This window comes from Micromonospora sediminimaris (assembly GCF_016863575.1).
In the GTDB taxonomy this organism is placed as follows: Bacteria; Actinomycetota; Actinomycetes; order Mycobacteriales; family Micromonosporaceae; genus Micromonospora; species Micromonospora sediminimaris.
Map to the genome: position 1 here is coordinate 60519 of NZ_BOPD01000013.1, position 24100 is coordinate 84618.

General features: G+C 71.8%; 20 protein-coding genes. 7 read left to right on the plus strand and 13 right to left on the minus strand.

What is annotated here, in order from left to right:
- Positions 1 to 47 precede the first annotated feature (47 nt).
- From Vse01_RS11540 to Vse01_RS11580, 9 genes are all read right to left on the minus strand, one after another.
- Positions 48 to 1247, minus strand: a complete 1200-nt coding sequence (locus Vse01_RS11540; RefSeq protein WP_507762949.1) for a glycosyltransferase — start codon at positions 1245 to 1247, stop codon at positions 48 to 50.
- Positions 1244 to 2389 carry a glycosyltransferase family 4 protein gene (locus Vse01_RS11545; protein ID WP_093401914.1) on the minus strand — a complete coding sequence of 382 codons (1146 nt, stop codon included), beginning with the start codon at positions 2387 to 2389 and terminating at the stop codon, positions 1244 to 1246. Before Vse01_RS11545 ends, Vse01_RS11540 begins: the two co-directional genes overlap by 4 nt.
- Before the next feature lie 89 nt (positions 2390 to 2478).
- Entirely contained in the window at positions 2479 to 3225 is a 747-nt protein-coding gene (locus tag Vse01_RS11550) for an MBL fold metallo-hydrolase (RefSeq protein ID WP_093401915.1), read from the minus strand.
- Positions 3226 to 3494: 269 nt separating this feature from the next.
- The gene (locus Vse01_RS11555) at positions 3495 to 4460 is read right to left on the minus strand and encodes a PLP-dependent cysteine synthase family protein (RefSeq protein ID WP_093401916.1); all 966 of its coding nucleotides are present in this window, start codon (positions 4458 to 4460) and stop codon (positions 3495 to 3497) included.
- Positions 4461 to 4470: 10 nt separating this feature from the next.
- Positions 4471 to 4830 (minus strand): MoaD/ThiS family protein, encoded by a 360-nt coding sequence (locus Vse01_RS11560; RefSeq protein WP_093401917.1) that lies wholly within the window; start codon positions 4828 to 4830, stop codon positions 4471 to 4473.
- 70 nt (positions 4831 to 4900) lie between these two features.
- On the minus strand, positions 4901 to 5389 hold the full coding sequence (locus tag Vse01_RS11565) for a M67 family metallopeptidase (RefSeq protein WP_093401918.1): 489 nt from the start codon (positions 5387 to 5389) through the stop codon (positions 4901 to 4903).
- A gap of 54 nt (positions 5390 to 5443) precedes the next feature.
- Positions 5444 to 5938 (minus strand): DUF2017 domain-containing protein, encoded by a 495-nt coding sequence (locus tag Vse01_RS11570; RefSeq protein WP_170863311.1) that lies wholly within the window; start codon positions 5936 to 5938, stop codon positions 5444 to 5446.
- Positions 5939 to 5940: 2 nt separating this feature from the next.
- Complete coding sequence (clpS, locus tag Vse01_RS11575; protein ID WP_093401920.1) at positions 5941 to 6231, minus strand: ATP-dependent Clp protease adapter ClpS; 291 nt, start codon at positions 6229 to 6231, stop codon at positions 5941 to 5943.
- 157 nt (positions 6232 to 6388) lie between these two features.
- The gene (locus tag Vse01_RS11580; protein WP_232511042.1) at positions 6389 to 7819 is read right to left on the minus strand and encodes a P-loop NTPase family protein; all 1431 of its coding nucleotides are present in this window, start codon (positions 7817 to 7819) and stop codon (positions 6389 to 6391) included.
- Between the two features lie 286 nt (positions 7820 to 8105).
- Here Vse01_RS11580 and Vse01_RS11585 point away from each other — a divergent pair, with 286 nt between their 5' ends.
- The 4 genes from Vse01_RS11585 to Vse01_RS11600 all read left to right on the plus strand — a co-directional run bounded on the left by Vse01_RS11585 (position 8106) and on the right by Vse01_RS11600 (position 13984).
- Positions 8106 to 10781: a LuxR C-terminal-related transcriptional regulator gene (locus Vse01_RS11585; RefSeq protein ID WP_093401922.1), complete on the plus strand. Its 2676-nt coding sequence runs from the start codon at positions 8106 to 8108 to the stop codon at positions 10779 to 10781.
- 16 nt (positions 10782 to 10797) lie between these two features.
- Positions 10798 to 12084, plus strand: coding sequence for a nicotinate phosphoribosyltransferase (locus Vse01_RS11590; RefSeq protein ID WP_093401923.1), 1287 nt, complete (start codon positions 10798 to 10800; stop codon positions 12082 to 12084).
- A gap of 14 nt (positions 12085 to 12098) precedes the next feature.
- On the plus strand, positions 12099 to 12680 hold the full coding sequence (locus tag Vse01_RS11595) for an isochorismatase family protein (RefSeq protein WP_093402052.1): 582 nt from the start codon (positions 12099 to 12101) through the stop codon (positions 12678 to 12680).
- Positions 12681 to 12751: 71 nt separating this feature from the next.
- On the plus strand, positions 12752 to 13984 hold the full coding sequence (locus Vse01_RS11600) for an MFS transporter (protein ID WP_093402053.1): 1233 nt from the start codon (positions 12752 to 12754) through the stop codon (positions 13982 to 13984).
- 537 nt (positions 13985 to 14521) lie between these two features.
- Here Vse01_RS11600 and ctaD read toward each other — a convergent pair.
- The gene (ctaD, locus tag Vse01_RS11605) at positions 14522 to 16279 is read right to left on the minus strand and encodes an aa3-type cytochrome oxidase subunit I (RefSeq protein WP_093401924.1); all 1758 of its coding nucleotides are present in this window, start codon (positions 16277 to 16279) and stop codon (positions 14522 to 14524) included.
- A gap of 118 nt (positions 16280 to 16397) precedes the next feature.
- The gene (locus tag Vse01_RS11610; protein ID WP_093401925.1) at positions 16398 to 17504 is read right to left on the minus strand and encodes an FAD-dependent monooxygenase; all 1107 of its coding nucleotides are present in this window, start codon (positions 17502 to 17504) and stop codon (positions 16398 to 16400) included.
- A gap of 351 nt (positions 17505 to 17855) precedes the next feature.
- Between Vse01_RS11610 and Vse01_RS11615 the strand changes: the two genes are divergently transcribed.
- Entirely contained in the window at positions 17856 to 18980 is a 1125-nt protein-coding gene (locus tag Vse01_RS11615) for a glycoside hydrolase family 12 protein (RefSeq protein WP_093401926.1), read from the plus strand.
- A gap of 121 nt (positions 18981 to 19101) precedes the next feature.
- Here Vse01_RS11615 and Vse01_RS11620 read toward each other — a convergent pair whose 3' ends face one another.
- On the minus strand, positions 19102 to 19887 hold the full coding sequence (locus Vse01_RS11620) for an aldo/keto reductase (RefSeq protein WP_093401927.1): 786 nt from the start codon (positions 19885 to 19887) through the stop codon (positions 19102 to 19104).
- 101 nt (positions 19888 to 19988) lie between these two features.
- Here Vse01_RS11620 and Vse01_RS11625 point away from each other — a divergent pair, with 101 nt between their 5' ends.
- Both Vse01_RS11625 and Vse01_RS11630 read left to right on the plus strand, forming a co-directional pair.
- Positions 19989 to 21035, plus strand: coding sequence for a DNA polymerase ligase N-terminal domain-containing protein (locus Vse01_RS11625; RefSeq protein WP_093402054.1), 1047 nt, complete (start codon positions 19989 to 19991; stop codon positions 21033 to 21035).
- A 16-nt stretch (positions 21036 to 21051) separates the two neighbouring features.
- Positions 21052 to 22245: a threonine synthase gene (locus Vse01_RS11630; protein WP_093401928.1), complete on the plus strand. Its 1194-nt coding sequence runs from the start codon at positions 21052 to 21054 to the stop codon at positions 22243 to 22245.
- A 42-nt stretch (positions 22246 to 22287) separates the two neighbouring features.
- On the opposite strand, the gene Vse01_RS11635 is transcribed toward Vse01_RS11630, so the two are convergent.
- Positions 22288 to 24084, minus strand: coding sequence for a glycoside hydrolase family 15 protein (locus Vse01_RS11635; protein ID WP_093401929.1), 1797 nt, complete (start codon positions 24082 to 24084; stop codon positions 22288 to 22290).
- Positions 24085 to 24100: the final 16 nt, after the last annotated feature.

Genomic DNA, 24100 nt, shown 5'->3' on the forward strand with positions numbered 1-24100 from the left:
CGAACCCTCCCCGGGTGTCCGTCGCACCCCCGGCCGGGCGGCCGGGATCAGCGATCGGCGTCGGCACCGTGCGCGCGGAGCAACCCGGCGACCGCCGCCGGCCAGCCGAACTGCTCCGCCCGGTCCCGGGCGGCGGCCCGCCGCCCGGCCTCGGGACGCGACAACAGCCGGCGGACCGCCCCCGCGATCGCCGCCGGGGTGCCGTCGGCGGCGAGCCCGCCCGAGCCGATCACCTCGGGCAGCGCGCTGGCCGCGTTGACCACCACCGGCGTACCGCAGGCCAACGCCTCCAGCCCGGCCAGACCGAAGGTCTCCACCGGGCCCGGGGCCAGGACCACATCGGCGCTGGCCAGCACCGCCGCGAGGGCGCGACGGTCAGGCAGGAACCCGGTGAAGGTGACCGGCAGGCCGGCCGCGCGCTGCCGCAGCGCGGTGCGACGCGGGCCGTCGCCGACCATCACCAGCACCGCCGGCACACCGGACCGGCGCAGCTGCGCCACCGCGTCGACGGCCAGTTCGGGCCGCTTCTCCACCGACAGCCGCGCGCAGTGCACCAGCAGCACCTCGCCCGGGTCCGCGTACCGGGCCCGGACCGCCGGGTCGGCGCGGCCAGGTTGGAAGGTGCCCAGATCGACGCCGAGCGGTACCAGGTCGACGTGCGGCACGCCGATACGGGCGAACTCCTCGGCCGCCCATCGGGTGGTGCAGACGATCCGGTCGTAGCGGCGGGCCGTGTCCGCGTTCAGCCGGTCGGCGAGCCGCCGCCCCAGCGTGGCGGGCACCCCCCAGGCACCCAGCAGGCCGCTGAGCGACTCGTGCGAGACCATCACCGACGGCACGCCGTTCGCCCGGGCCCAGTCGCCGGTCCAACGCAACGTCGATCGGTCGGACACCTCAAGCCGGTCGGGTGCGAGCGTGGTCAGCAGCCGGGCGAGCCGGCGTCGGGCGGTGAGCAGCCGGTAGCCGCCACTGTGCGGCAGCGGTGGGCCGGCCAGCGTGATCACCCGGCCCCACGGGTGTCGTTGGTCGTCGTCGCGTCGGCCGGGGACCACGAGCACCGGTTCGTGTCCGGCTGTGCGGTAGCCCTCGCCCAGGTGTTGCAGGGCGGTGCGCAGCCCGCCGGAGGTGCCGGTGACGAAGCTGGCCAGCCGGACGATCCGCAGTGGGCCGCCGGACGTACCCGCGACCTGCGTCGCGGTGGTGGTGGTCCAAGACGTGCTGGTGCCGTGCGGGTGGGTGCCGGTCACGACGCCGCCGGCAGGTCGACGGCGGGCGTGCTGGCGCGGGCGGCCCGGTAGTGCCCGACGAGTTCGTCGCCGACCGCCGCCCAACTGCGTCCCCGCACCGCGGCCCGGGCCGCGACGCCGTACGCCTGCCGGCGTGCCCCGTCGGCGGCCAGCCCGGCCACCGCTTCGGCGATCGCCATGTCGTCCTCGGGTGGCACCAGTACGCCGGTCTCCCCGGGGGTGACCAGATCGACCGGCCCGCCGCTGGCCGGCGCGACCACCGGCACCCCGCTGGCCAACGCCTCCTGGACGGTCTGGCCGAACGTCTCGTGCGGACCGGTGTGCACGAACAGGTCGAGACTGGCGTAGAGGCGGGCCAGGGCCTCGCCGTGCTGGACGCCGAGGAACCGCACGTTTGGCAGCTCCCGTTCGAGCTGGCGGCGGGCCGGGCCGTCACCGGCGACCACGACCCGGACACCGGGCAGGCGGGCGGTGGCGGCGAGCAGGTCGACCCGCTTCTCCGGGGCGAGTCGCCCGACGTAGCCGACCAGGATCTCGCCGCCGGGCGCGAAGGCCCGACGCAGGCTCGGGCAGCGCTTGTCCGGGTGGAACCGCTGGGCGTCGACGCCCCGGCCCCACAGCCAGATCCGCTGCACGCCGTGCGCGGCGAGATCCTCGGCCGCCCTGGTGGACGGGGCGAGGGTACGGCGGGCCGAATTGTGGATCTCCCGCAGCCGCCGCCAGGCCGCGGCCTCTCCCCAACCGACCCGGTATGCCCGGGCGTAGGCGGCGACGTCGGTCTGGTAGACGGCGACGGTGGGCAGCCCGTGCCGGGCCGCCAGCACCGCCGCCCGGGCCCCGAGAATGAACGGACTGGCCAGGTGGACCACGTCGGGCGCATGCTCCAGCAGCACCCCGGCCAGGCGGTTGTTGGTCGGCACGCCGAGCCGGAAGCCCTGGTAGCGCGGCAGCGGCACGCTCGGGATGCGAACCACCGGGTAGGGATACCGGTCGGTGGCGCGGCGCAGCGTCCCCGGCGGGGCGGGTGCGATCACCAACGGCTCGTGGCCGCGGGCGACAAGGTGCTCGGCGGCGCGCACGACCGAGTGTGCGACCCCGTTGACGTCGGGCGGGAACGACTCGGTCACCATGGCGATCCGCATGCCCTCACGGTGGTGGTGGCAGCGAAGGTCCAGGAGACGTCCAATTGACCGCCCGGCGAACAGTGCCGCACGAACCCGCGCCCGGCGGGTCAGACCTCGTAGGTGGCGCCGGGCCGGACCACTTCCAGCGGGCCGGCGTACGCGGCGGAGGCAGCCGCCACGGTGAGCGCCTCGCTGCCCCAGGCGGGGACCAGATGGGTCAGCAGCAGCCGCCCGACGTTGGCCTTGGCTGCCGCCTCGCCCGCCTCGCCGCCGGTGAGGTGCAGATCCGGCGGGTTGTCGACGCCGTCGAGGTAGCTGGCCTCGCAGAGGAAGACGTCGGCGTTCTGGGCCAGGCGCAGCAGCGCTTCGCAGGGTGCGGTGTCCGAGGAGTAGCAGAGCACCCGGCCGCCGTGCTCAAGGCGTACGCCGTAGGTCTCCACCGGATGCAGCACCCGGTCGACCGTGACGGTGAACGGCCCGATCGGGAAGGTGCCGGGTTGCAGCGCGTAGAACTGGTAGACGTCCTCGACGGTGCTGTCCTCCTGCCCGTACGCGGTGGCCAGCCGGTCCGGGGCGCCGGCCGGCGCGTAGACCGGCAACGGCGGGTACGGCCCGTCCGGGGCGTACCGCCGCACCACCACGTAGGTCGCGGCATCGAGGATGTGGTCGCAGTGCAGGTGGGTCAGGAGGATGGCGTCCGGGGCGTGCAGCCCCGCATAGCGTTGCAGGGTGGACAGTGAGCCCGAGCCGAAGTCGACCAGGAGCCGGAAGTCGTCGGCCTCGATCAGATAAGCCGAGCAGGGGGACTCTGGTCCGGGGAAGCTGCCCGCACAGCCCAGGACGGTCAGTCGCATCGAGTTGTCTCGCTGTCACGGTAGGTAGTGATCGTGCCGGCCGCCGCTCCGGCGGTGATCACTACCGACGCGTACGCCACGCTGGGCAGCCTACGCCCGCGCATGCAAGCGCAAGAATGATCTGCTGGAAGTTGTCATCAACGTGACACCGGTTTCGCCCGTCCGATCGACCACCCGTCACCGAAGTGGTCGGCTCGGGCAGACCGACGCGACGAGGGCCACCGGCAGCGCGCCGGTGGCCCTCGTCACATGCTCGATGGTGCCGCAGGTCAGGCCCAGAGCTGACCGTCAAGCGCCTCCTCCGCGTCGGCGAGCGTCCCGCCGTACGCCCCGGTGCTCAGATACTTCCAGCCGCCGTCACTGACCACGAACGCCACGTCGGCCCGGCGGCCGGCCCGCGCCGCCTCGTGCGCCACGGCGAGCGCCGCGTGCAGGACCGCGCCGGTGGAGAAGCCGACGAACAACCCCTCGACCTCCACCAGCTGCCGGGTACGCAGCACCGCGTCCCGGGTGCCGACGGAGAAGCGACGGTTCAGTACGGTCGCGTCGTAGAGCTCCGGGACGTACCCCTCGTCGATGTTGCGTAGCCCGTAGACCAGCTCGCCGTAGCGCGGCTCGGCGGCGACGATCTGGATGCCCTCGACCTTCTCCCGCAGGTAGCGCCCGGTGCCCATCAGGGTCCCCGTGGTGCCGAGCCCGGCCACGAAGTGGGTGATGGTCGGCAGGTCGTGCAGCAGCTCGGGCCCGGTCGTCTCGTAGTGCGCCCGGGCGTTCGCCTCGTTGCCGTACTGGAAGAGCATCACCCAGTCGGGGTGCTCGGTGGCGATCTGCTTGGCCGTGGCCACCGCCTGGTTGGAGCCGCCCGCCGCCGGCGAGAAGATGATCTCCGCGCCGTACATCCGCAGCAGCTGCACCCGTTCGGTGGAGACGTTCTCGGGCATCACACAGACCAGGCGGTACCCCCGCAGCTTGGCCACCATGGCCAGGGAGATGCCGGTGTTGCCGCTGGTCGGCTCAAGGATGGTGTCGCCGGGCCGGAGCCGGCCGGCGGCCTCGGCGGCCCGGACCATGAACAGGGCGGCCCGGTCCTTGATGCTGCCGGTGGGGTTCCGGTCCTCAAGCTTCGCCCAGAGCCGCACCGGCGGTGCGCCCTCGGGCACCGTCGGCGACAGTCGGGGCAGCCCCACCAGCGGTGTCCCGCCACAGGCGTCCAGCAGGCTGTCGTACCGCGTCATCGCGGCCGCCTCAGCTCGCGGTGACGCGCGTCCGGCCGTCGGCCGGCGCGGCCGCGACGTGCTGCGCCATCGCCGCCGCCGCGGCGAAGCCGAACGCGCCACCGGCCACCGCGGGCAGGATGGTCACGCTGTCGCCGTCGTTGAGCTTGGCGTCCAGCGCGCCGAGGAAGCGTACGTCCTCGTCGTTGACGTAGACGTTGACGAAGCGGTGCAGCGCGTCAGCCTCGGTGACCAGCCGGCCGCGCAGCCCGGCGTGCCGGGAGTCCAGGTCGGTGAGCAGGTCGTTGAGCGTGTCGCCGCTGCCCTCGACGACCTTCGCGCCGCCGGTGTAGCTGCGCAGGATGGTGGGGATGCGAACCTCGATGGCCATGGTGTCGTACTCCTCGATCGGGTGGACTGCTCGGTGACGGGGGAAAGGGCGTGCGGGGAGCTGAGGGTGATCAGCGGCCCGAACACTCGTAGTCGACCGTCGCCGGGCTCTGCCCGAACATGTATGACTGCACGGCGTGCGGATCCACCCCGGCGTCGAGGATCCGCACCGGCTCTTCGGTCACCACGCCATCCACGATGCGGAAGGAGCGGATCTCCTCCGTGTCGGGCTCGCGCGTGGAGACGAGCAGATAGTGCGCGCCGGGCTCGCCGGCGAAGGAGATGTCCGTCCGTGACGGGTACGCCTCGGTGGCGGTGTGCGAGTGGTAGATGACCACCGGTTCCTCGTCCCGGTCGTCCATCTCGCGCCACACCCGCAGGTGCTCCATCGAGTCGAACTCGTAGAAGGTCATCGAACGGGCGGCGTTCTCCATGGGGATGTGCCGGGTCGGCGTGTCACTGCCGACGGGACCGGCGACCACACCGCAGGCCTCGTCGGGGTGATCCCGACGGGCGTGGGCGACGATCGCGTCGACGATCGACCGGTCGATGCTCAGCACGTCGCCAAGGGTAGCGCCCGACTGCGGTCAACCGCGAGGCGGTGCCGGTCACAGTCAGTCGATCAAGGCGTTGAGCAGGGACTCCTGGAGATAGCCGAGATATGCGTAGACCGAAAGCTGGAACACTCGGCTGGAACTCGGGTCGTCGGCGACCGCGTCGTCGAGTTCCGCGCCCAGGTCCGTCCCGTCCTTGATCTCCAGCCGTACGCCCATCGCCAGCCGGGCGTCGTTGAGCGCGCGCAACCACGCCTCCGCCGCCTCGGCGTCCAGGCGTACCTCCCCGCCGCTGTCGCCGGGCAGCGCGGCCAGGATCGCGCCGGCCTGGTCGATCTTGGCGGTCTTCAGGTCGCCTTCGGTGTACCGGCGGAACTCCGCAGTGCCCACCGCGTCCTCCGGGTACGCCTCCGGGAAGAGCCGGCAGACAACCGGGTCAGAGTGGTCGAAACCGTCGGTGAGCAGGCCGACCACCTCGGAGGCGACCTTACGGAGCACACGCACCTCGTCCACCGCGAAGGTGGCGACGTACCGGTCACCGCGGCGGCGGAACATGCTCACGACCGGTCCACCGTCGCCCAGAGACCGTACGCATGCAGCTGCGAGGCGTCGTGCTCCATGCGTTCCCGGGCCCCGCTGGAGACCACCGCCTTGCCCTTGTGGTGCACGTCCAGCATGAGCTGCTCGGCCTTCTCCCGGCTGTACCCGAAAAGCTTCTGGAACACCCAGGTCACGTAGGTCATCAAGTTGACCGGGTCGTCCCACACGATCGTCACCCACGGTCGGTCAGCTGCCGGCACCTCATCGGTGTCCGGGGTCTCGACCGGTGCAACCTGCGGAGCCGCCATGCCCCCCATCGTGCCACCGGATCCGGGGAATCGAGGAACCGGAACGCCGGACCAACCCGGATCACCAGCCACGGCCCCGCCTACGCCCCGACTGGTCCTGTCCCGGACATGCGCGGATGCCCCACCGGCACCGCCGGTGGGGTGCGTGGCGGCCCGGTCAGGCGAGCAGGATGCCGTGTTCGGCAGCATCGGACAGCACCGTGCCGAGCGAGAGACGGACCGCCTCGAACCGACGGGCGACCTCCCGCGAAAGCTCCAACTCGATTTCCCGCAACGCCCGCTGCGCCCAGGCCCGCGCCGCGCTCGGGTCGTTGTTGCCGGGCGAACGCCAGTGCTGCCAGCAGCCTCCCGACAACGCCACGACCACTGGCGGAAGCACCGCGGTGCGGGGCGGTGCGGGGTACGCGGACAGCATGTCGATCGCCGCCGCACCGGTAAGCGAGGTCACGCCCGCCGCACTGGTGACGAGGAACGCCCGCTCCAACTCCTGCCCGGTGGGGTCGTCCAGCACGCTCCAGCGGACCGCCGTGTCGATGCGCCGACGGATCCCCTGGGGCAGCGGCGCGCCGAAGAGCCGACCGGCGGCGTCATCGACGAGTTCGCCGACGTGGTGGTCGCACTGGGCCGTGGCCAGCAGTGACAGCGCCGCCATCTCCCGGTCGAGCAGTTGGGGCAGACCGGCGCAACCGACGCCGAAGACGATCTCCTGCACCAGACGCATGTGCATGTTGGCCAGTTCCAGGGCGAGGTGCTGGCGGATGCTTCGGGCGGCGGTGCGGGCCTGCCGGTCGAGCTGCTCCGACCATTCGCCCGGTTCAGCCAGCACCGGCACCCGGCCGCGTTCACCCGGCAACTCGGGCGGCTCCAGACTGCCCCGCCGGAGTTCCTCGCCGGAGGCCCAGTCCACCAACGCCCGCCGCAGGTCGGCCTCGCCGCCGGTGACCATGGGGAACCAGCCGGCATCGGCCAACCCGGGCACGGCGGCGAGCAGCGCGGCCCGGTGTGCCTCGACGGTGACCGTCACCGGGTCGACCACCGAGTCGCCGGACTCCCCCGACCCCCGCACCGCCGCCGTGCCCTCGCCGGCCGCCCAGCCGTCGGCGCCCGGCGTGACCGCGAAGAAGACCCGGACCGGTGTCCCGGCGAGGTCGGACAGCAGAGTCAGCTCGGCGGCCGTGAACGACTGATCCGCCGCGATCACGAACAGGAGAGCGCCGGCCCGGCCCACCGCGTCACGCAGGACGCCGCAACCGGCCGGACCCAGCGTGGCGATGTCCGGCGTGTCGACAAGCACGAAGCGTTTCACCAACGGCTGGGGCAGGCTCAGCTCGACCCGGCGTGGCGGCCTGGCCAGCGCCGGCCCGGCTGCCGGCAGGTCGGGCCGGTACGAGTGCGGCGTACGGTAGCCGGGCACGTAGGCGGCCCGGGTGGGCTCGGCGCTGTGCCGTGCCACCAGCCAGCTGCCGCTCGGGACGGCGAGTAGTCCGGAGTCGAGTTCCAGCAGCGTGGCGAGCACACCGGTGCGGCCGGCGTCGGCGGGACCGGCCGCGACCACGGCGACCGGTTCGCGGGCACTGGTGCTGGACACGCCGAGCCGCTCCGGGAAGGGCCGGCGACCATGCGGCCCGGCCGCGTCATCGGGCGTACCGAGATGGTGGAGCGGGCCCGGCTTCATCAGGGGGCGGCCTCCGAGGCAGGGCGACCGGTGACCCGGCCGCAGTGAGCATCCGGTGTCGACACTCGGATTCCGGAAGGGTAAAGGCGCGAGCGTCGGGATCGGGGCGATTGCGATACTCAGCGGTAACTCTACAACTACTCAAGTTCGCCCTCGCGCGCTGCCGTGCGGGCCACAGTTCCGTCGATATGCTGCGCGAATGAGTCGGTGGAGCTTCGTGGGCCGGGCTGAGCAACTCGACCGTCTCCGGATGGCGGTGGCTGGCGTCCGTGGCCGGGGGATCCTCTTCACCGGCAGCGCCGGCATCGGCAAGAGCCGGCTGTTGCACGAAGGTGTCGACACGCTGCCCGGTGAGAAGTACGCGGTCTGGCGGATCGCGGCCAGCGCCACCACCTCCGCCATGGCCTTCGGCGGACTGGTCCAGGTGCTCCCGGAGCAGCCGCCGGGTCTGTCCCCGGCCGGCATCCTGCGCTGGGCCGTCGACGTGTTGCAGCAGCAGGCCGCTGGCCGGCGGATCGTCCTCGCGGTCGATGACGCGCACCTGCTCGATCCGCCGTCGGCCGCACTGGTGCACCTGGTGGCCCGCGCCGAGAACGCCTCGGTGGTCGGCACCCTGCGCGACGGGGAGCAGATCCCCCTGCCGATCCGCGCACTGTGGACGGACGGTCTGGTCGAGCGGGCCGAGCTGGGCCCGATGACGCCGGACGAAACGGCCGCCATGCTCACCGCCATCGTCGGTGGCCAGGTGGACAGCGGCTCCACCGACCGCCTGGGTCGGCTCAGTGCCGGCAATCCGCTGCTGCTGCGCGAGCTGGTGCACGCGGCCACCAACAGCGGCGAACTCGTCGAGAAGTACGGCGTCTGGACCTGGACGGGGCGGCTGGAGCTGGCACCCAGCCTGACCGAGCTGATCGACATCCGGATCGGCCAGCTCACTCCCGGGGTACGGGCGGTGGTCGAGCTGGTCGCGTTCGGCGAGCCGCTCGGCCTGCGGCTGCTGCACCAGGCCGTGGAACAGCACGACGTGGAGTACGCCGAGGAACGCGGACTGATCACCATGGTGGAGTCCGACCGGCGGCTCGACGTCCGCCTGGCGCACCCGCTCTACGGCGAGGTGGTACGCCGGCAGTGCCCGGTGAGCCGGACCCGTCGGTTGCAGGCGCACCTGGCGGACCTGCTGGAGAAGGTCGGCAAACGGCGGCGGGAGGATCTGCTGCGGGTGGCGCGGTGGCGGCTGGCCTCCGGCACCGCGCAGGACCCGGCCATGCTGATCGCCGCGGCTGGTGAGGCGTTCGCTCGTTACGACGTACCCCTGGCGACCCGGTTGGCCCGCGCGGCGCTCGACGCCGGCGGCGGGTTCGACGCGGCCGAACTGCTCGCGACCATCCTGATGTTCGCCGACCGGCCGGCCGAGGCGCTCGGCGTGCTCGACGCCGTCGCCACCGACGCCGGCCAGGAGGAACGTCTCAGCCGGTGGCTGACCGTACGCGGCATGGTCAGCTACTGGGGGATGAGTCAGGCGTCCACAGTGGAGGAGATCGCCGCCGAGGGCACGAAGCTGACCGACGCCGCCGCTCAGGCCCGGGTCCGCGCCTTCGAGGCGATCATGCGGCTGCACCGGCTGGACGCGCCGGCCGCGCTACGGCTCGCGCAGGGCGTGCTGGACCGGCCGGCGGCCAGTGTCGCCGCCCGCGAGCTGGCCCGCTGCACGATCGCACATCTGCAAGCCGTGCAGGGACAGCTGTGCCGCAGTGCGACCGCGGTCGACCTGGTGCAGGCGAAGGTGGCCAGCTGGCGGGCCGACATGCCGTACCTGCAACTGGCGGTGGAGCTGGCCCGGGGTACCCGACTGGCCCTCTCGGGCGATCTCGCCGGCATCGACGCGCTGGTCGCCGACGAGTTCGCCGACCTCGCCGACGCGGGTGACTTCCGGCTCGGCACCGGCTACCTGGCGATCCTGCGGGCGTACGCGGCGCGGCTGCGCGGGCGCAGTGACGCCGCGTTGCAGGCCGCGCTCAGTGCCTGTGCGGTCCTGGCGACCAGCCGGGTGTACGCGGGACTGGCACAGTCGGAACGGGCTCAGGCCGCCGCGCTGCGCGGCGACGCCCGGCAGGCCGTCGAGGCGATGGCCGAGGCCGATCGGCTCCACTCGCCGAGTATGGGTGTGCTGTACCCGTGGCTGGAGCAGGCCCGGGCGGCGACGCTGGCGGCCGGCGGTGACCTCTCTGCAGCGGTGGGCCGGCTGCACGGCCTGGTGGACCGGCTGCGTGCCGACGGCTTCGCCGGACACGAGGCACTTGTGCTGCATGACCTGGTGCGGCTGGGCAAAGCCGGGGCGCAGACCGGGCCGAGGTGTTCCGACGGCAGCCGCCGTACCGTCGCGCAGCGCTTGACGGAGCTGTCCGAGCAGGTCGACGGGGAGTTGCCGCCGCTGCTGGCCCGGCATGCCCGGGCGTCTGCCGACGGCCTGCCGGAGGGATTGCTCAACGCGGCCGACGGCTTCGCGGAGCGCGGGCTCGACCTGCTGGCCGCCGAGGCTGCGGCGGGGGCCGTGCACCTGCTGCGTCAGCGCCGCGCGCCCGATGTCGGGCACGCTCGGCAACGGCTCGGCGCGCTGCTCGCCAGGTGTGACATGGTGCACACTCCGGCGCTACAGGCGGCCACGCCGACGCTCACCGACCGGGAGTGGCAGGTGGCTCGGCTCGCGGCGGTCGGCGGCACCAGTCGCGCCATCGCCGAGCAGCTGTTTCTCTCCGCCCGCACGGTGGAGAACCACCTGCAACGCGTGTACACCAAGCTCGGCGTGACCAGCCGGGCGGAGCTGCGGGTGGCCCTCGGCACGATCCCGGGGCACGACGGCACGACAGCGATGTGAACCCTACTCTGAGGGGGTGCACACCTCTCGTCCCGCGCTGCTGACCGATCACTACGAGCTGACCATGGTCAGCGCCGCCCTGCGAGACGGCACGGCTGACCGGCGCTGCGTGTTCGAGGTGTTCAGCCGTCGGCTTCCCGCCGGCCGCCGGTACGGCGTGGTCGCCGGCACCGCACGCCTGGTCGAGCTGATCCGCGAGTTCCGCTTCGACCCGGCCGACATCGAGTTCCTGCGCCGCACCGGCGTGGTGGACGAACCGGGTGCCGAATGGTTGTCCGGGTACCGGTTCACCGGCGAGATCGACGGGTACGCCGAGGGGGAGCTCTTCTTCCCCGGCTCACCGATCCTGACCGTCTCCGGCAGCTTCGCCGAGTGCGTGGTGCTGGAGACGCTTGTGCTGTCGGTGCTCAACCACGACTGCGCGGTGGCTGCCGCCGCGGCGCGGATGGTCACCGCCGCCCGCGGCCGGGCCCTGATCGAGATGGGGTCACGGCGGGCGCACGAGGAGGCGGCGGTCGCGGCAGCCCGGGCGGCCTACCTGGCCGGCTTCCGCTTCACCTCCAACCTGGCCGCCGGCCAGCGGTACGGCATACCCACCGCCGGCACCGCCGCGCACGCCTTCACCCTGCTGCACGACGACGAGCGGGCCGCGTTCGCCTCGCAGGTCGCCACGCTGGGCAAGGACACCACGCTGCTTGTCGACACGTACGACATCAGTCAGGGCATCCGTAACGCGATCGAGGTGGCCGGCCCGGAGCTGCGGGCGGTTCGGATCGACTCCGGGGACCTGGCCGTGATCGCCCAGCAGTCGCGGCAGCTGCTGGACTCGCTCGGCGCCACCGAAACGAAGATCATCGTCTCGGGCGACCTCGACGAGTACGCCATCGCGGCGTTGGCCGCCGAACCGGTGGACATGTACGGCGCCGGCACCGCCGTGGTGACCGGCTCCGGCGCGCCTACCGCCGGGCTGGTCTACAAGCTGGTCGAGGTCGAGGGCCGTCCGGTGGTCAAGCGGTCCGAGCAGAAGGCCACCATCGGCGGACGCAAGGTCGCCGTCCGTCGGCACAAGCCGACCGGCACGGCCACCGAGGAGATCGTCGTACCGCAGGGGGTGCCGGACCATCGCCCCAACGACCGGCTGCTGCAACGCTCGTACGTCGTGGATGGTGAGCCGGTGGCCCTGCCGACGCTCGACGAGTCGCGGGAGCACCTGCGGCAGTGCCTGATCTCGATCCCGTGGGAGGGTCTCAAGCTTTCCGCGGGCGACCCGGCCATCCCGGTCACCGTGGTACCCGCCGAGTGAGAGGAGTGGAGTCGGTGAGCAACGCGCTGATCATCGTGGACGTGCAGAAGGACTTCTGCGAGGGCGGCTCGCTGGCCGTGGCCGGCGGGGCGGGAGTCGCGGCCGGGATCTCCCGGCTGCTGGCCGCCGAGCCGGACCGTTGGGATCACGTCGTGGCGACGAAGGACTACCACATCGACCCGGGCACGCACTTCGCCGACTCACCGGACTACGTGAGCACCTGGCCCCGGCACTGCGTGGTCGGCACCCCCGGCTCCGAGTTCCACCCGGAGCTGGCCACCGACCGGATCGAGGCGATCTTTCACAAGGGCGAGTACGCCGCCGCGTACTCCGGCTTCGAGGGGCGCGCCGACGACGGCGAGGGTCTGGCCGAATGGTTGCGGCAGCGTGGCGTGGAGCGGGTGGACGTGGTCGGTATCGCCACCGACCACTGCGTGCGGGCCACCGCGCTGGACGCCGCCCAGGAGGGTTTCGCCACCACCGTGCTGCTGGACCTGACGGCGGCCGTCGCGCCGGACACCACCGACGTCGCGCTGCGCGCCTTCGAGGGGGCCGGGATCACCACATTCGGTGCCCCTGTGATCAAAGCCGCATGAGCCGTTAATTCGTTGGCAGCCGTAGCTCTGCCGGTCGAGGATGTCCGGCGGAGGTACGGACCGACGTGAACATGAAGCCTTACCGGGAGGCACTCGCCCTGCCCGGTCTGCGGTCGCTGCTGCTCGTCGCGGTGCTGGCGCGGGTTCCGCTGACCGCCACCGGCGTCACGCTCACGTTCTACGTCGTGCAGGACCTCGGGCGCGGCTACGGTGCGGCTGGTCTGGTCGGCGCGGCGATCACCGTCGGCGCGGCGGTCGGTGGACCGCTGCTCGGCCGGCTGGTGGACCGTCGTGGCCTGCGGCCCGTGCTGGTTCTCACCGCCGTGGCCGAGGCCGTCTTCTGGTCGACCGCACCGATGTTGTCGTACTACCTGCTGCTGCCGGCCGCTTTCCTGGCCGGTCTGCTGGCGCTGCCGATCTTCTCGGTGATCCGGCAGTCCATCGCCGCGCTGGTGCCGCCGGAGAAGCGCCGACCGGCGTACGCGCTGGACTCCATGTCGGTGGAGCTGTCGTTCATGATCGGTCCGGCCCTGGCCACGGTGGGGGTCACCACCATCTCGGCCCGCCTCACGCTCTACCTCGTCGGCGTCGGCATCGTCGCCGCCGGAGTGGTGCTGTGGCTGCTCAACCCGCCGGTACGCAGCGCCGCCGAGGCGTCGACCGGGCCGCAGCCGCGGGTCGCCCGACGGCAGTGGCTCACCTCGCGGCTGGTGGCCGTGTTCGCGGTCAGCGCCGCCGCGACCCTGGTGCTCGGCGGCACCGACGTGGCGGTCATCGCCGTGCTGCGGGAGAACGGCGACGCCGGTTTCACCGGTGCGGTGCTCTCCGTCTGGGCGGTGGCCTCGCTGCTGGGCGGGTTCGCCTACGGCGCGGTCCGCCGCTCGTTCTCGCCGGTGGCGCTGATGGGCCTGTTGAGCCTCTGCACCATTCCCGTCGGGCTGGGCGGTTCCCACTGGTGGCTGCTCTGCCTGGCGTTGATCCCGGCGGGGGCACTCTGCGCGCCGACCATCGCGGCCACCTCCGACACCGTCAGTCGGCTCGCCCCGGCCGGCGTCCGCGGTGAGGCGATGGGCCTGCACGGCTCGGCTGTCACCGTCGGCATCGCCGTGGGTGCCCCGCTTGCCGGCGCGGTCATCGACGCCTCGGCTCCGCTGTGGGGGTTCGCGGTCACCGGCGCGATCGGTGCCCTGGTGGCCCTCGCGGTGCTGCCGATCGAGCTGCGCCACCGCCGCACGGACAGCGCGGCCACCACCCGGCCCGGCGACGAGCACACCGCGACCGCCCTCACCCCGTCCGCCCCCTGACCCCACCCCGACGCAGCGCGATCCCGTGCCTCGCCGTCGCCCCACCACGCTCCCGGCCCCGCCGTCCCCACCTCGGTCCGGATCGCCGCTGCCCGGACCACGTCGCCGCTCCCGCCCCAAACGTTGGGTAACCGTCCACGCCACCACACCCTCTCCCCTGCGCTCCCTTTGCTCTGCTTCAACCCACGCAATGGAATACGCTCCGTGTCACACCGGCCGACGCACCCTTTGTCCGGCCGCCACATCCCAGCAGGTCAGCTGCTACTTCGTGGGTTGAAGCAGAGCAAAGGGCGGCAGGGGTAAGAGGTCGACCTCGGCCAAGGCATCGCGCAGAGTGAGGTCCGCACCGAAGGGTGCTCATCACCGAAAGTGACGGCGTGATGGTGGTGCGGATGAGGTTGCGGAGCTGGCACCAGCCACCAACCACGGCAGCCGGGCAGGCACGGCGGCCGGCGGACCGGCAGCGGGGAGTGGGCAGTACGAGACGGGCGCCGACCCCCGGCATGGGGATCGGCGCCCGGCGTACGACGCGGTGGGTCAGCGGCGGTCGGTGTCGCTGGCCACGTCCTCGGTGTAGCTGGCACCACCGTCGGATTCGCTGGTCAGCGGCTTGGAACCACCCTCGGGCGGTCCGGCGAGGGTCTGCCCGGCAGCCAGCTCGGGGAACTTGTGGTCGAAGGCCGGCCGCTCGGAGCGGATCCGGGGCATCCGGTCGAAGTTGCGCAGCGGCGGCGGCGAGCTGGTCGCCCATTCGAGCGAGTTGCCGTGGCCCCACGGGTCGTCGACCTCGACCACCGGGCCGGCCTTGTACGACTTCCAGCAGTTGTAGAGGAACGGCAGCGTCGAGATACCGGTGATGAACGCGCCGATCGTCGAGATCATGTTCAGCGTGGTGAATCCGTCGTCGGGCAGGTAGTCGGCGTACCGCCGAGGCATGCCCTCGTTACCCAACCAGTGCTGGATGAGGAACGTGGTGTGGAAACCGATCATCGTGAGCCAGAAGTGAATCTTGGCGAGCCGCTCGTCGAGCATCCGGCCGAACATCTTCGGGAACCAGAAGTAGATCCCGGCGAAGACCGCGAAGACGATCGTGCCGAAGAGCACGTAGTGGAAGTGCGCCACGACGAAGTAGGAGTCGTGCAGGTGGAAGTCCAGCGGCGGGGCGGCCAGCAGCACCCCGGTCAGGCCACCGAAGAGGAAGGTGACCAGGAAGCCGATGGAGAACAGCATCGGTGACTCGAAGCTGATCTGCCCCCGCCACATGGTGCCGATCCAGTTGAAGAACTTCATGCCGGTGGGCACGGCGATCAGATAGCTCAGGAAACTGAAGAACGGCAGCAGCACCTGACCGGTGGCGAACATGTGGTGCGCCCAGACGCTCATCGACAGACCGGCGATGGCGATGGTGGCGGCGACCAGGCCCTTGTAGCCGAAGATCGGCTTGCGGGAGAAGACCGGGATGATCTCGCTGATGATGCCGAAGAACGGCAGCGCGATGATGTAGACCTCGGGGTGACCGAAGAACCAGAACAGGTGCTGCCACAGCATCGGCCCGCCGGTCTCCGGGCTGTAGACGTGCGCACCCAGCAGCCGGTCGGCGGCCAGCGCGAACAGCGCGGCGGCCAACAGCGGGAAGACCAGGATCACCAGGAGGCTGGTGACCAGCATGTTCCAGGTGAAGATCGGCATCCGGAACATGGTCATGCCCGGCGCGCGCAGGGTCAGGATCGTGGTGATCAGGTTGACCGCGCCGAGGATGGTGCCCAGACCGGAGATGGCCAGACCGACCACCCACATGTTGGCGCCGACGCCCGGGGCGTGCTCGCTGGTGCTCAGCGGCGTGTACGCGGTCCAGCCGAAGTCGGCTGCTCCACCGGGGGTGAGGAAGCCGGCGGTGGCCATGGTGCCGCCGAACAGGTACAGCCAGTAGGCGAAGCTGTTCAGCCGCGGGAAGGAGACGTCGGGCGCACCGATCTGGATGGGCACGACGTAGTTGCCGAAGGCGAACACGATGGGCGTCGCGAAGAACAGCAGCATGATCGTGCCGTGCATCGTGAACAGCTGGTTGTACTGCTCCGGCGACAGGAACTGCAGCCCGGGCCGGGCCAGCTCGGCCCGCATGATCAGGGCCATCAGGCCACCGATCATGAAGAACACGAACGCGGTGACCATGTACATGATCCCGATCTGCTTCGCGTCCGTGGTCCGCAGCAGCCGCGCGATGGCCGACCCCTTGACCGGCTCCCGGACCGGCCAGGGCCGGGTCACGACCGGCTTGGGTGCGACGGTGGTCACGAGTGGCCTCCGGTTCTGGGTTGTCCCGCTCGGCACGCGCTGACTCGGCGGGCCGTCATCCGCAAGGAGGATAGTCCCCGGCAGGTGACAGCACCGCGTGGGGTCGCCCGGGGGTGGATCACAGCGGGCCGAGAAGCAGCCGGTAGTGCTCCCCGAAGATGCGGTCGCCGCGCCCGCGCAGCAGCGGGTCGCGGAGCGCCGGCGGCACGTCGCGGGTGCGGTTGCGGTCCCGGGTCCGGTCCTGCACCCATCGGGTACGCGGGCGACGGCGGCTCTCGTACGCGGTAAGTGCCGCCTCGACGCTGCCCGCCGCGTGCAGCGACTCGGCGAGCACCACGGCGTCCTCCAGGGCCATCGCGGCGCCCTGGGACAGGGTCGGCGCGGTGGCGTGGGCGGCGTCGCCGACCAGCACCACCCGCCCCCGGAACCAACGCCCGAGCTCGACCTCGTCGGTGGTGGTGGCGTGCACCCCGTCGAGCGCGTCGAGCACCTCCGGCACCGGTCCGCCGTACTCGCCGAAAAGCTCGCGCAACCGGCCCAGCGGGTCGGCCGGCAGGTCGGTGCCGGCCTCGTCGGCGTAGCAGTGCAACCGGCCGGCGCCGATCGGCACCACGAGGAAGCCGCAGCGCTGCCCGAGCAGGGCGGTCCACTCGTCGACCGGCGGACCGTCACGTACGACGCCGCGGTAGACCACCTGCCCGGCGGGGCGGGGCGGTCCGCCGAGCGCGGCCAGCGCCCGGATCGAGGAACGCGGCCCGTCGGCACCGATCACCAGGTCGTACTCGGTCCGGGTGCCGTCGACGAAGGTGACGCCGACGGCGGACGGCAGCAGGTCGATGGTGCGTACCTCCGCGCCGTGCCGGACCGCGCCGCCGGCACCGCTGAGCAACACGCGGTGCAGGTCGGAGCGGGCCAGCGCCCGGCACTCGCCAACCTCGGCCCAGAGCGCGTCGAGGTCGACCTCGCACAGCGGCGCACCTGTCGAGTCGAGGAAGCGCTGCCGGTGGATGACTTTTCCGTACGGGCGGACCGGGTCGTCGAGGTCGAGCCGGCGCAGTGCGCGGGCCGCGTTGCCGGGCAGGTAGAGCCCGGCGTCGGTGAGGTCGTGCGGCGGCGCCTTGTCGGTGAGGTCCGGCCGAAAGCCCGCCAGGCGCAGCGCCCGGGCCACGGCCAGCCCGGCGATGCCCGCGCCGACGACGAGGATGCGCAGGGGGGAGCCACGCATGGGGGTGTACGCCTCCGGAGGGGTTCGGCACGCGTTGAAGGCAAGAGACTACTCGGCGCAATCGGCACACACCAGAGGCAACCGGCCCACCTCCGACACCCCTCGGCATCCCCGGATCCGCCCGTCGGCGTCGGCCACCAGCCGCCCGGAGTCGACGGATGCCCGACCGTGGCGTACGTGACACATGTAGCAATTGACATCAATCACCCGCGCCGGTTGCGTCCTTTGTTTCAAGGATGTAAATGTGACGATGAGCATGGGAGCGCTCCCGTAACTATCGACGGCGCGATCCCCACCGCTCCGTCCGCATCCGTCCCGGCGTCCGGGTGACGCCGCAGCGCTAGGAGCATCATGAGACGTACCTTGCGGGCCATCGTGGCCGTCGGGCTGGCCGCCGCCGGCTCGATCGTCGCCGTGGCCCTCGGCGGGACCGCCTCCGCCGACACCCAGATCTGCGAGCAGTACGGCTCGACAGTGATCCAGAACCGGTACGTGGTGCAGAACAACCGCTGGGGCACGACCGCCCAGCAGTGCATCAACGTCACCAACAATGGCTTCGAGATCATCACCCAGAACGGCAGCAGCCCGACCAACGGCGCGCCGACGGCGTACCCGTCGGTCTTCCTCGGCTGCCACTACACCAACTGCTCCCCCGGCACCAACCTGCCGATCCAGGTCAGCCAGATCAGCAGCGCGACCAGCAGCATCAACTACCGGTACGTGAGCAACGGGATCTACAACGCCTCGTACGACATCTGGCTCGACCCGTCGCCCAAGCGGGACGGCGTGAACCAGATGGAGATCATGATCTGGTTCAACCGGCAGGGCCCGATCCAGCCGATCGGCTCCCCGGTCGGCAACGCCAACATCGACGGGCGCAACTGGGAGGTCTGGCGGGGCAGCAACGGCTCCAACAACGTCATCTCGTACGTCGCCCCGTCGGCCATCAGCAGCGCAAACCTGAACCTGCTGGCGTTCATCAACGACACCCGCAACCGGGGCGCGATCACCAACTCCTGGTACCTGACCAGCATCCAGGCCGGTTTCGAGCCCTGGCAGGGCGGTGTCGGGCTGGCCGTGACGAACTTCTCGGCCGCGGTCAACGGTGGCGGCAACAACAACCCGCCGCCCACCACCACCCCGCCGCCCTCCGGCAGCGGCGCCTGCGCGGTGAAGTACACGGCCAACTCGTGGAACAACGGCTTCACCGCCGACGTGCAGATCACCAACACCGGCGCCAGCACGATCAACGGCTGGACGCTTGCCTACTCGTTGCCGTCCGGGCAGCAGGTGACCAACTCCTGGAACGCCACGGTGAGCCAGAGCGGCTCCTCGGTGACCGCCCGCAACGTCGGCCACAACGGCACCATTTCGCCCGGCGGCACGGCCAGCTTCGGCTACCAGGGCACGCTCAGCGGGTCCTACTCCAACCCCACCGCCTTCACCCTCAACGGCACCACCTGCTCCCGCTCCTGACGACCGCGACCGTCGGCTGACCGGCACGACATGCGGCAACTCGGGCTCTCCCGACGTGGTGAGAGCCCGAGTTGCCGCATGTCGCGACAGCTCCGCGCCGCGGGGCGTCGCCCGGCCCGGGTCAGGAGCCGAGGGCGTCGATGTCGCGCATCTCCTCGGCGGTCAGCGAGAAGCCGAAGATGTCCGCGTTGGCGCGGATCCGCTCCGGCGTCACCGACTTGGGGATCGCCACGATCTCGTGGTCGAGGTGCCAGCGCAGCACCACCTGGGCGGGCGAGACGTTGTGTGCGCCAGCGATCCGGGTCAGCACCGGGTCGGACAGGTCGGTGGTCTTGAACGGGCTGTAGCCCTCCAGCACCACCCCCCGGTCCCGGTGCTCGGCGTGCCGCTGCCGGTCGTAGAGCCGCGGTCCCCACTTGATCTGGTTGACCGCCGGGTTCTCCTCGGTCGCCTGGATCAGCTCGTCGATCTGGGCGGTGCTGAAGTTGCTGACCCCGACCGCCCGGGCCAGCTTCGCGTCGCGGGCGGCGAGCATCTCCCGCCAGACCGGGATCAGGTCACCGGGGTTGTTCGGCGGCCAGTGGACCAGCCACAGGTCCACGTAGTCGACGTCGAGGGCACGCAGGCTCTCCTCGATCGTCTCCCGTTCCCGGCCGACCCGCTCGGGTGGGAGCTTGGTGGTGATGAAGACGTCCTCCCGGCGCAGCCCGCTCTCCCGGATCGCCCGGCCGACCTCCTCCTCGTTGCCGTACATGGTGGCGGTGTCGATGTGCCGGTAGCCGGCGTCGAGCGCGGCGAGGACGGCCTTGTAGCCCTCTTCGCCGGTCGCCTGCCAGGTGCCGAAGCCGAGCAGCGGTATCCGGACGTCACCGGGGAGAACTGCGGTGGGGTGGTCACTGTGGTTCATGTCGACCGTTCTACCCCCGATGACGCTGGGCATGCCCGAGATCGGGCGCGTCGAGTCCCGCCGCCGGGCGCGTCGGCGCGATTTGCCGGAGAATGCGGGACGTGGCTGACCGGCTGGAGGAGTACCGGCGCAAGCGGGACGCCGCGCGTACCCCGGAACCGGTGCCGGCCGGGCGTCCCCGGCGTTCCCGGGGCGGCGACCGCGCCCGGTTCGTCATCCAGCAGCACCACGCCCGCAGCCTGCACTGGGATCTGCGGCTGGAACGCGACGGCGTGCTCGTCTCCTGGGCGGTGCCGCGTGGGCTGCCCCGTGATCAGGGGCGCAACCACCTCGCCGTGCACACCGAGGACCACCCCATGGAGTATCTCGACTTCTCCGGTGAGATCCCGGCCGGCGAGTACGGCGGCGGCCGAATGCTCATCCACGACCGGGGCACCTACCGCTGCGAGAAGTGGCAGGACCGTGAGGTGGTGGTCGAGCTGCAAGGCAAGCGGACCACCGGACGGTACGTGCTTTTCGCCACCGGCGGGCGCGACGGCCGGGACTGGATGGTGCGACGCACCGACCCGCCACCGCCGGGCTGGACCGCCATGCCCGATCTGGTCGCGCCGATGCGTCCCACGCCGGCCGGCCGGCTCCCCACCGATCAGGCCGCCTGGGGGTACGAGCTGCGCTGGGACGGGATACGCGCGGTGGCGTACGTCTCCGGCGGACGGCTGCGGCTGATCTCCGACACCGGTGAGGAGATCACCGGTGGATATCCGTGGCTGCGGCCGATGGCCGAGGCGCTGGCACCGACGGAGGTCGTGCTGGACGGCGTCCTGGTCCGCATCGATAGCGCCGGGAAGGTCCGGCCGGCGCGGGGTGGGCGCAGCACCGTCGATGCCCAGTACCTGCTTGTCGACCTGCTCTGGTTGGAGGGGGTGAGCAGCCTGGAGTTGCCGTACCCGCAGCGACGGGAGTTGCTCGACTCGCTGGCGTTGGCCGGGCCGCACTGGCAGACTCCGCCCTGGTTCCCCGGCGCCGGTGCCGAAACCATGCGTGCGGCGCGCGAACAGGGCCTGCCCGGGGTGGTGGCGAAGCGCCTCGACTCCGCCTACGAGCCGGGTCGCCGCAGCCGCGCGTGGCGCAGCGTGGACGCGAGCTGAGACGGCGAGGAGTGGCGTGTATCTGACCCACCTCGAATGCCCGCGCTGCGGCCGGGAACACGACGCTGACGTACCGCAGAACCTCTGCGAATGCGGCTCGCCGCTGCTGGCGCGCTACGACCTCGCAGCGGCGGCGCGGGTGATCGAGCCGGAGCGGTTCGGGTTGCGCGCGGCCGATCTGTGGCGTTACCGGGAGCTGTTGCCGGTGGCCGACCCACGGCACGTCACCACCCTCGGCGAGGGATGGACGCCGATGCTGCGCGCGCCGGCGTACGGCGCGGACATCGGCGTCGACGACCTGCTGGTCAAGGACGAGGGGCTGACCCCGACCGGCTCGTTCAAGGCGCGTGGTGCGGCCGTCGGCGTGAGTCGGGCCCGGGAACTGGGCATCCGGCGGATCGCCATGCCGACCAACGGCAACGCGGGCGCGGCATGGGCCACCTACGCGACCCGGGCGGGGCTGGGCGCCACCATCGTGATGCCGCTGTCCGCGCCGACCATCTGCCGTCGGGAATGCGTGGCCGCCGGTGCCGACCTGCGCCTGGTCGACGGCCTGATCGGCGACGCCGGGCGCCAGGTGGCCGCGCTGGTCGCGGCCTCCGAGGGCAGCGTCTTCGACGCCGGCACGCTGCGCGAGCCGTACCGCCTCGAGGGCAAGAAGACGATGGGGTACGAGATCGTCGAGCAGTTGGGTTGGCAGGTGCCCGACGTCATCATCTATCCGACCGGCGGTGGCGTGGGGCTGATCGGCATCCACAAGGCCCTCGGCGAGCTGCGGGAGTTGGGCTGGGTCGAGGACAAGCTGCCCCGTCTGGTGGCGGTGCAGGCCACCGGTTGCGCGCCGATCGTGCGGGCGTTCGCCGCCGGGGACGACCGGGCACATCCGTGGGAGGACGCCCACACTGTGGCGTTCGGCATCACCGTTCCGGCACCGTTGGGCGACGAGTTGATTCTCGCCGCGCTGCGCGCCACCGCCGGCACCGCGATCGCGGTGGACGACACCGAGATCCTGACCGACCTGCGGGACTTCGCCGCCCGGGAGGGCCTGCTGCTCTGCCCCGAGGGGGCCGCCTGCCTGACGGCCGCGCGTCGGCTGCGGGCCGGTGGCTGGATCCGGGCAGGTGAACGCGTCGTCGTGCTGAACACCGGCGCTGGCGTGAAGTATCCGGAGACGATCGACGTCTCCGGCGTACCGGTGCTGCCGCGTTGACGAGCGGTGGCGCACCGGGGTCGATGCGGAACGTCGCGGACGTCACTCGCCGGTGGGGTCGGTCAGCCGCCACGCGGCGTTGACCTGACCGATGTGGGACAACGCCTGCGGCGTGTTGCCCAGGTGCGCCCCCGTGGCCGGATCGATCTGCTCGCTGAACAGCCCCACGTCGTTGGCGTACCCGGTGACCTGCTCGAACAGCCGGGCGGCCCGTTCCCGTTCGCCCGCCAGCACCAGGCACTCCACCAGCCAGAACGAGCAGAGCACGAAGCCGGCCGGGTCGTCGGCCCAGCGGTGGATCAATCCGTCGGCACCGCCGAGCTCCCGCTCGACCGCTTCGATGGTGGCCCACATCCGTGGATCGGTGGCCGGCAGGAACCCCACCACCGGCAGGTACAGGGCCGCCGCGTCCAGGTCCGGCGACCCGAAGGCAGCGGTGAAGACGCCCCGGCGCTCATCGAAACCGTCGCGGAGCACTGTGGCCCGGATCTCGTCCCGGATGCCGGCCCACCGCCGCACGTCCGCCTGCTCCCCCAACTGCGGGGCCAGCCGCACCGCCCGGTCCATCGCCACCCAGCAGAGCACCTTGGACGACAGGTAGTGCCGCTCCCGGTCGCGCGGTTCCCAGATTCCCCGGTCGGGCAGCCGCCAGGTGGTCGCCACCTGCTCGGCGAGGCCGAGCACCATGTCGCGCAGCTCGGCGGGGAGCTGCTCGCCGAGGTAATCGTGCAACCGCCAGACCGCCGAGATGACCTCACCCGGCACGTCGAGCTGCCGCTGGAGCCAGGCGTCGTTGCCGGCGCGTACCGGTCCGTTTCCGGCGTACCCGATGAGGTGGGGACAGACGTGCTCGGAGACGTCCCGTTCCCCTTCCAGCCCGAACAGCACGGGCACCGGATCGGAGCCGATCCGGCCGATCGAGCGGGCGGCCCACTCGAACAGGCGGGAAGACTCCGTCGGGCAGGCCGCCACCCACAGTGCCCGCATCGTCATGGCGAAGTCCCGCAGCCAGCAGAAGCGGTAGTCGTAGTTGCGGTCGGTGCCGAACTCTTCCGGCAGCGAGGTGGTCGGCGCCGCGGCGACCGCGCCGCTGCGGGCGTACGTGAGGCCGGTGAGGACCGTGGCGCTGTGCCGTACCACCTCGGGATAGCACCCCTCGTACCGGTGGCTCTCGCGGTACGCCTCCCAGGCCAGCACCGTGTCCGCCAGGGTGGAGACCGGGTCCAGCCGGGCCGGCGGTTCGCCGTACGCCGGCGCGTAGGCCAGATCGAAACCGAGCACCTGCCCCGCGTCGACGGCGAACGTCTGCCGCACCCCGTCCTGTTCGGCGCGTAGGGGCAGCCCGGCGCAGCGCAGCACCAACGCCACCGACCCGGCCATGGCCGCCACCGAGCCGTCGGGCAACTCCCTCAGGTACGGGGTGAGCAGGCCGTACTCCGGTCGCGGGCGGTAGTCCAAGGTCATCGGCACTCGGCCGGACAGTCCCTCGACGACGCGCAGCAGCACGGCCGGGGAGCGCATGCCGAACTCGTGGGCGCGGGCGCCCACCTCGGCGGCGAGGGCGTCGGTGACGACCACGCTGCCCTCCGCGGTGTGGTGCACGGTACGCAGCACCAGCGTGTCCGGCTGGTACGAGCGCTGCACCCGGTGCCCGGCCTGTCCCACGGCCACCGGTGCCAGTTTCCAGTGACCGCCGTTCGGGTCGAGCAGCCGACCGAAGACCGAGGGCGAGTCGAACCGGTTCGGGCACCACCAGTCGATCGAGCCGGCCCGGCTGACCAACGCGCCCGAACGGCAGTCGGAGAGGTACCCGTAGTCGGAAATCGCCGGCTGCTCCATGCCGGTCGGCGTACCC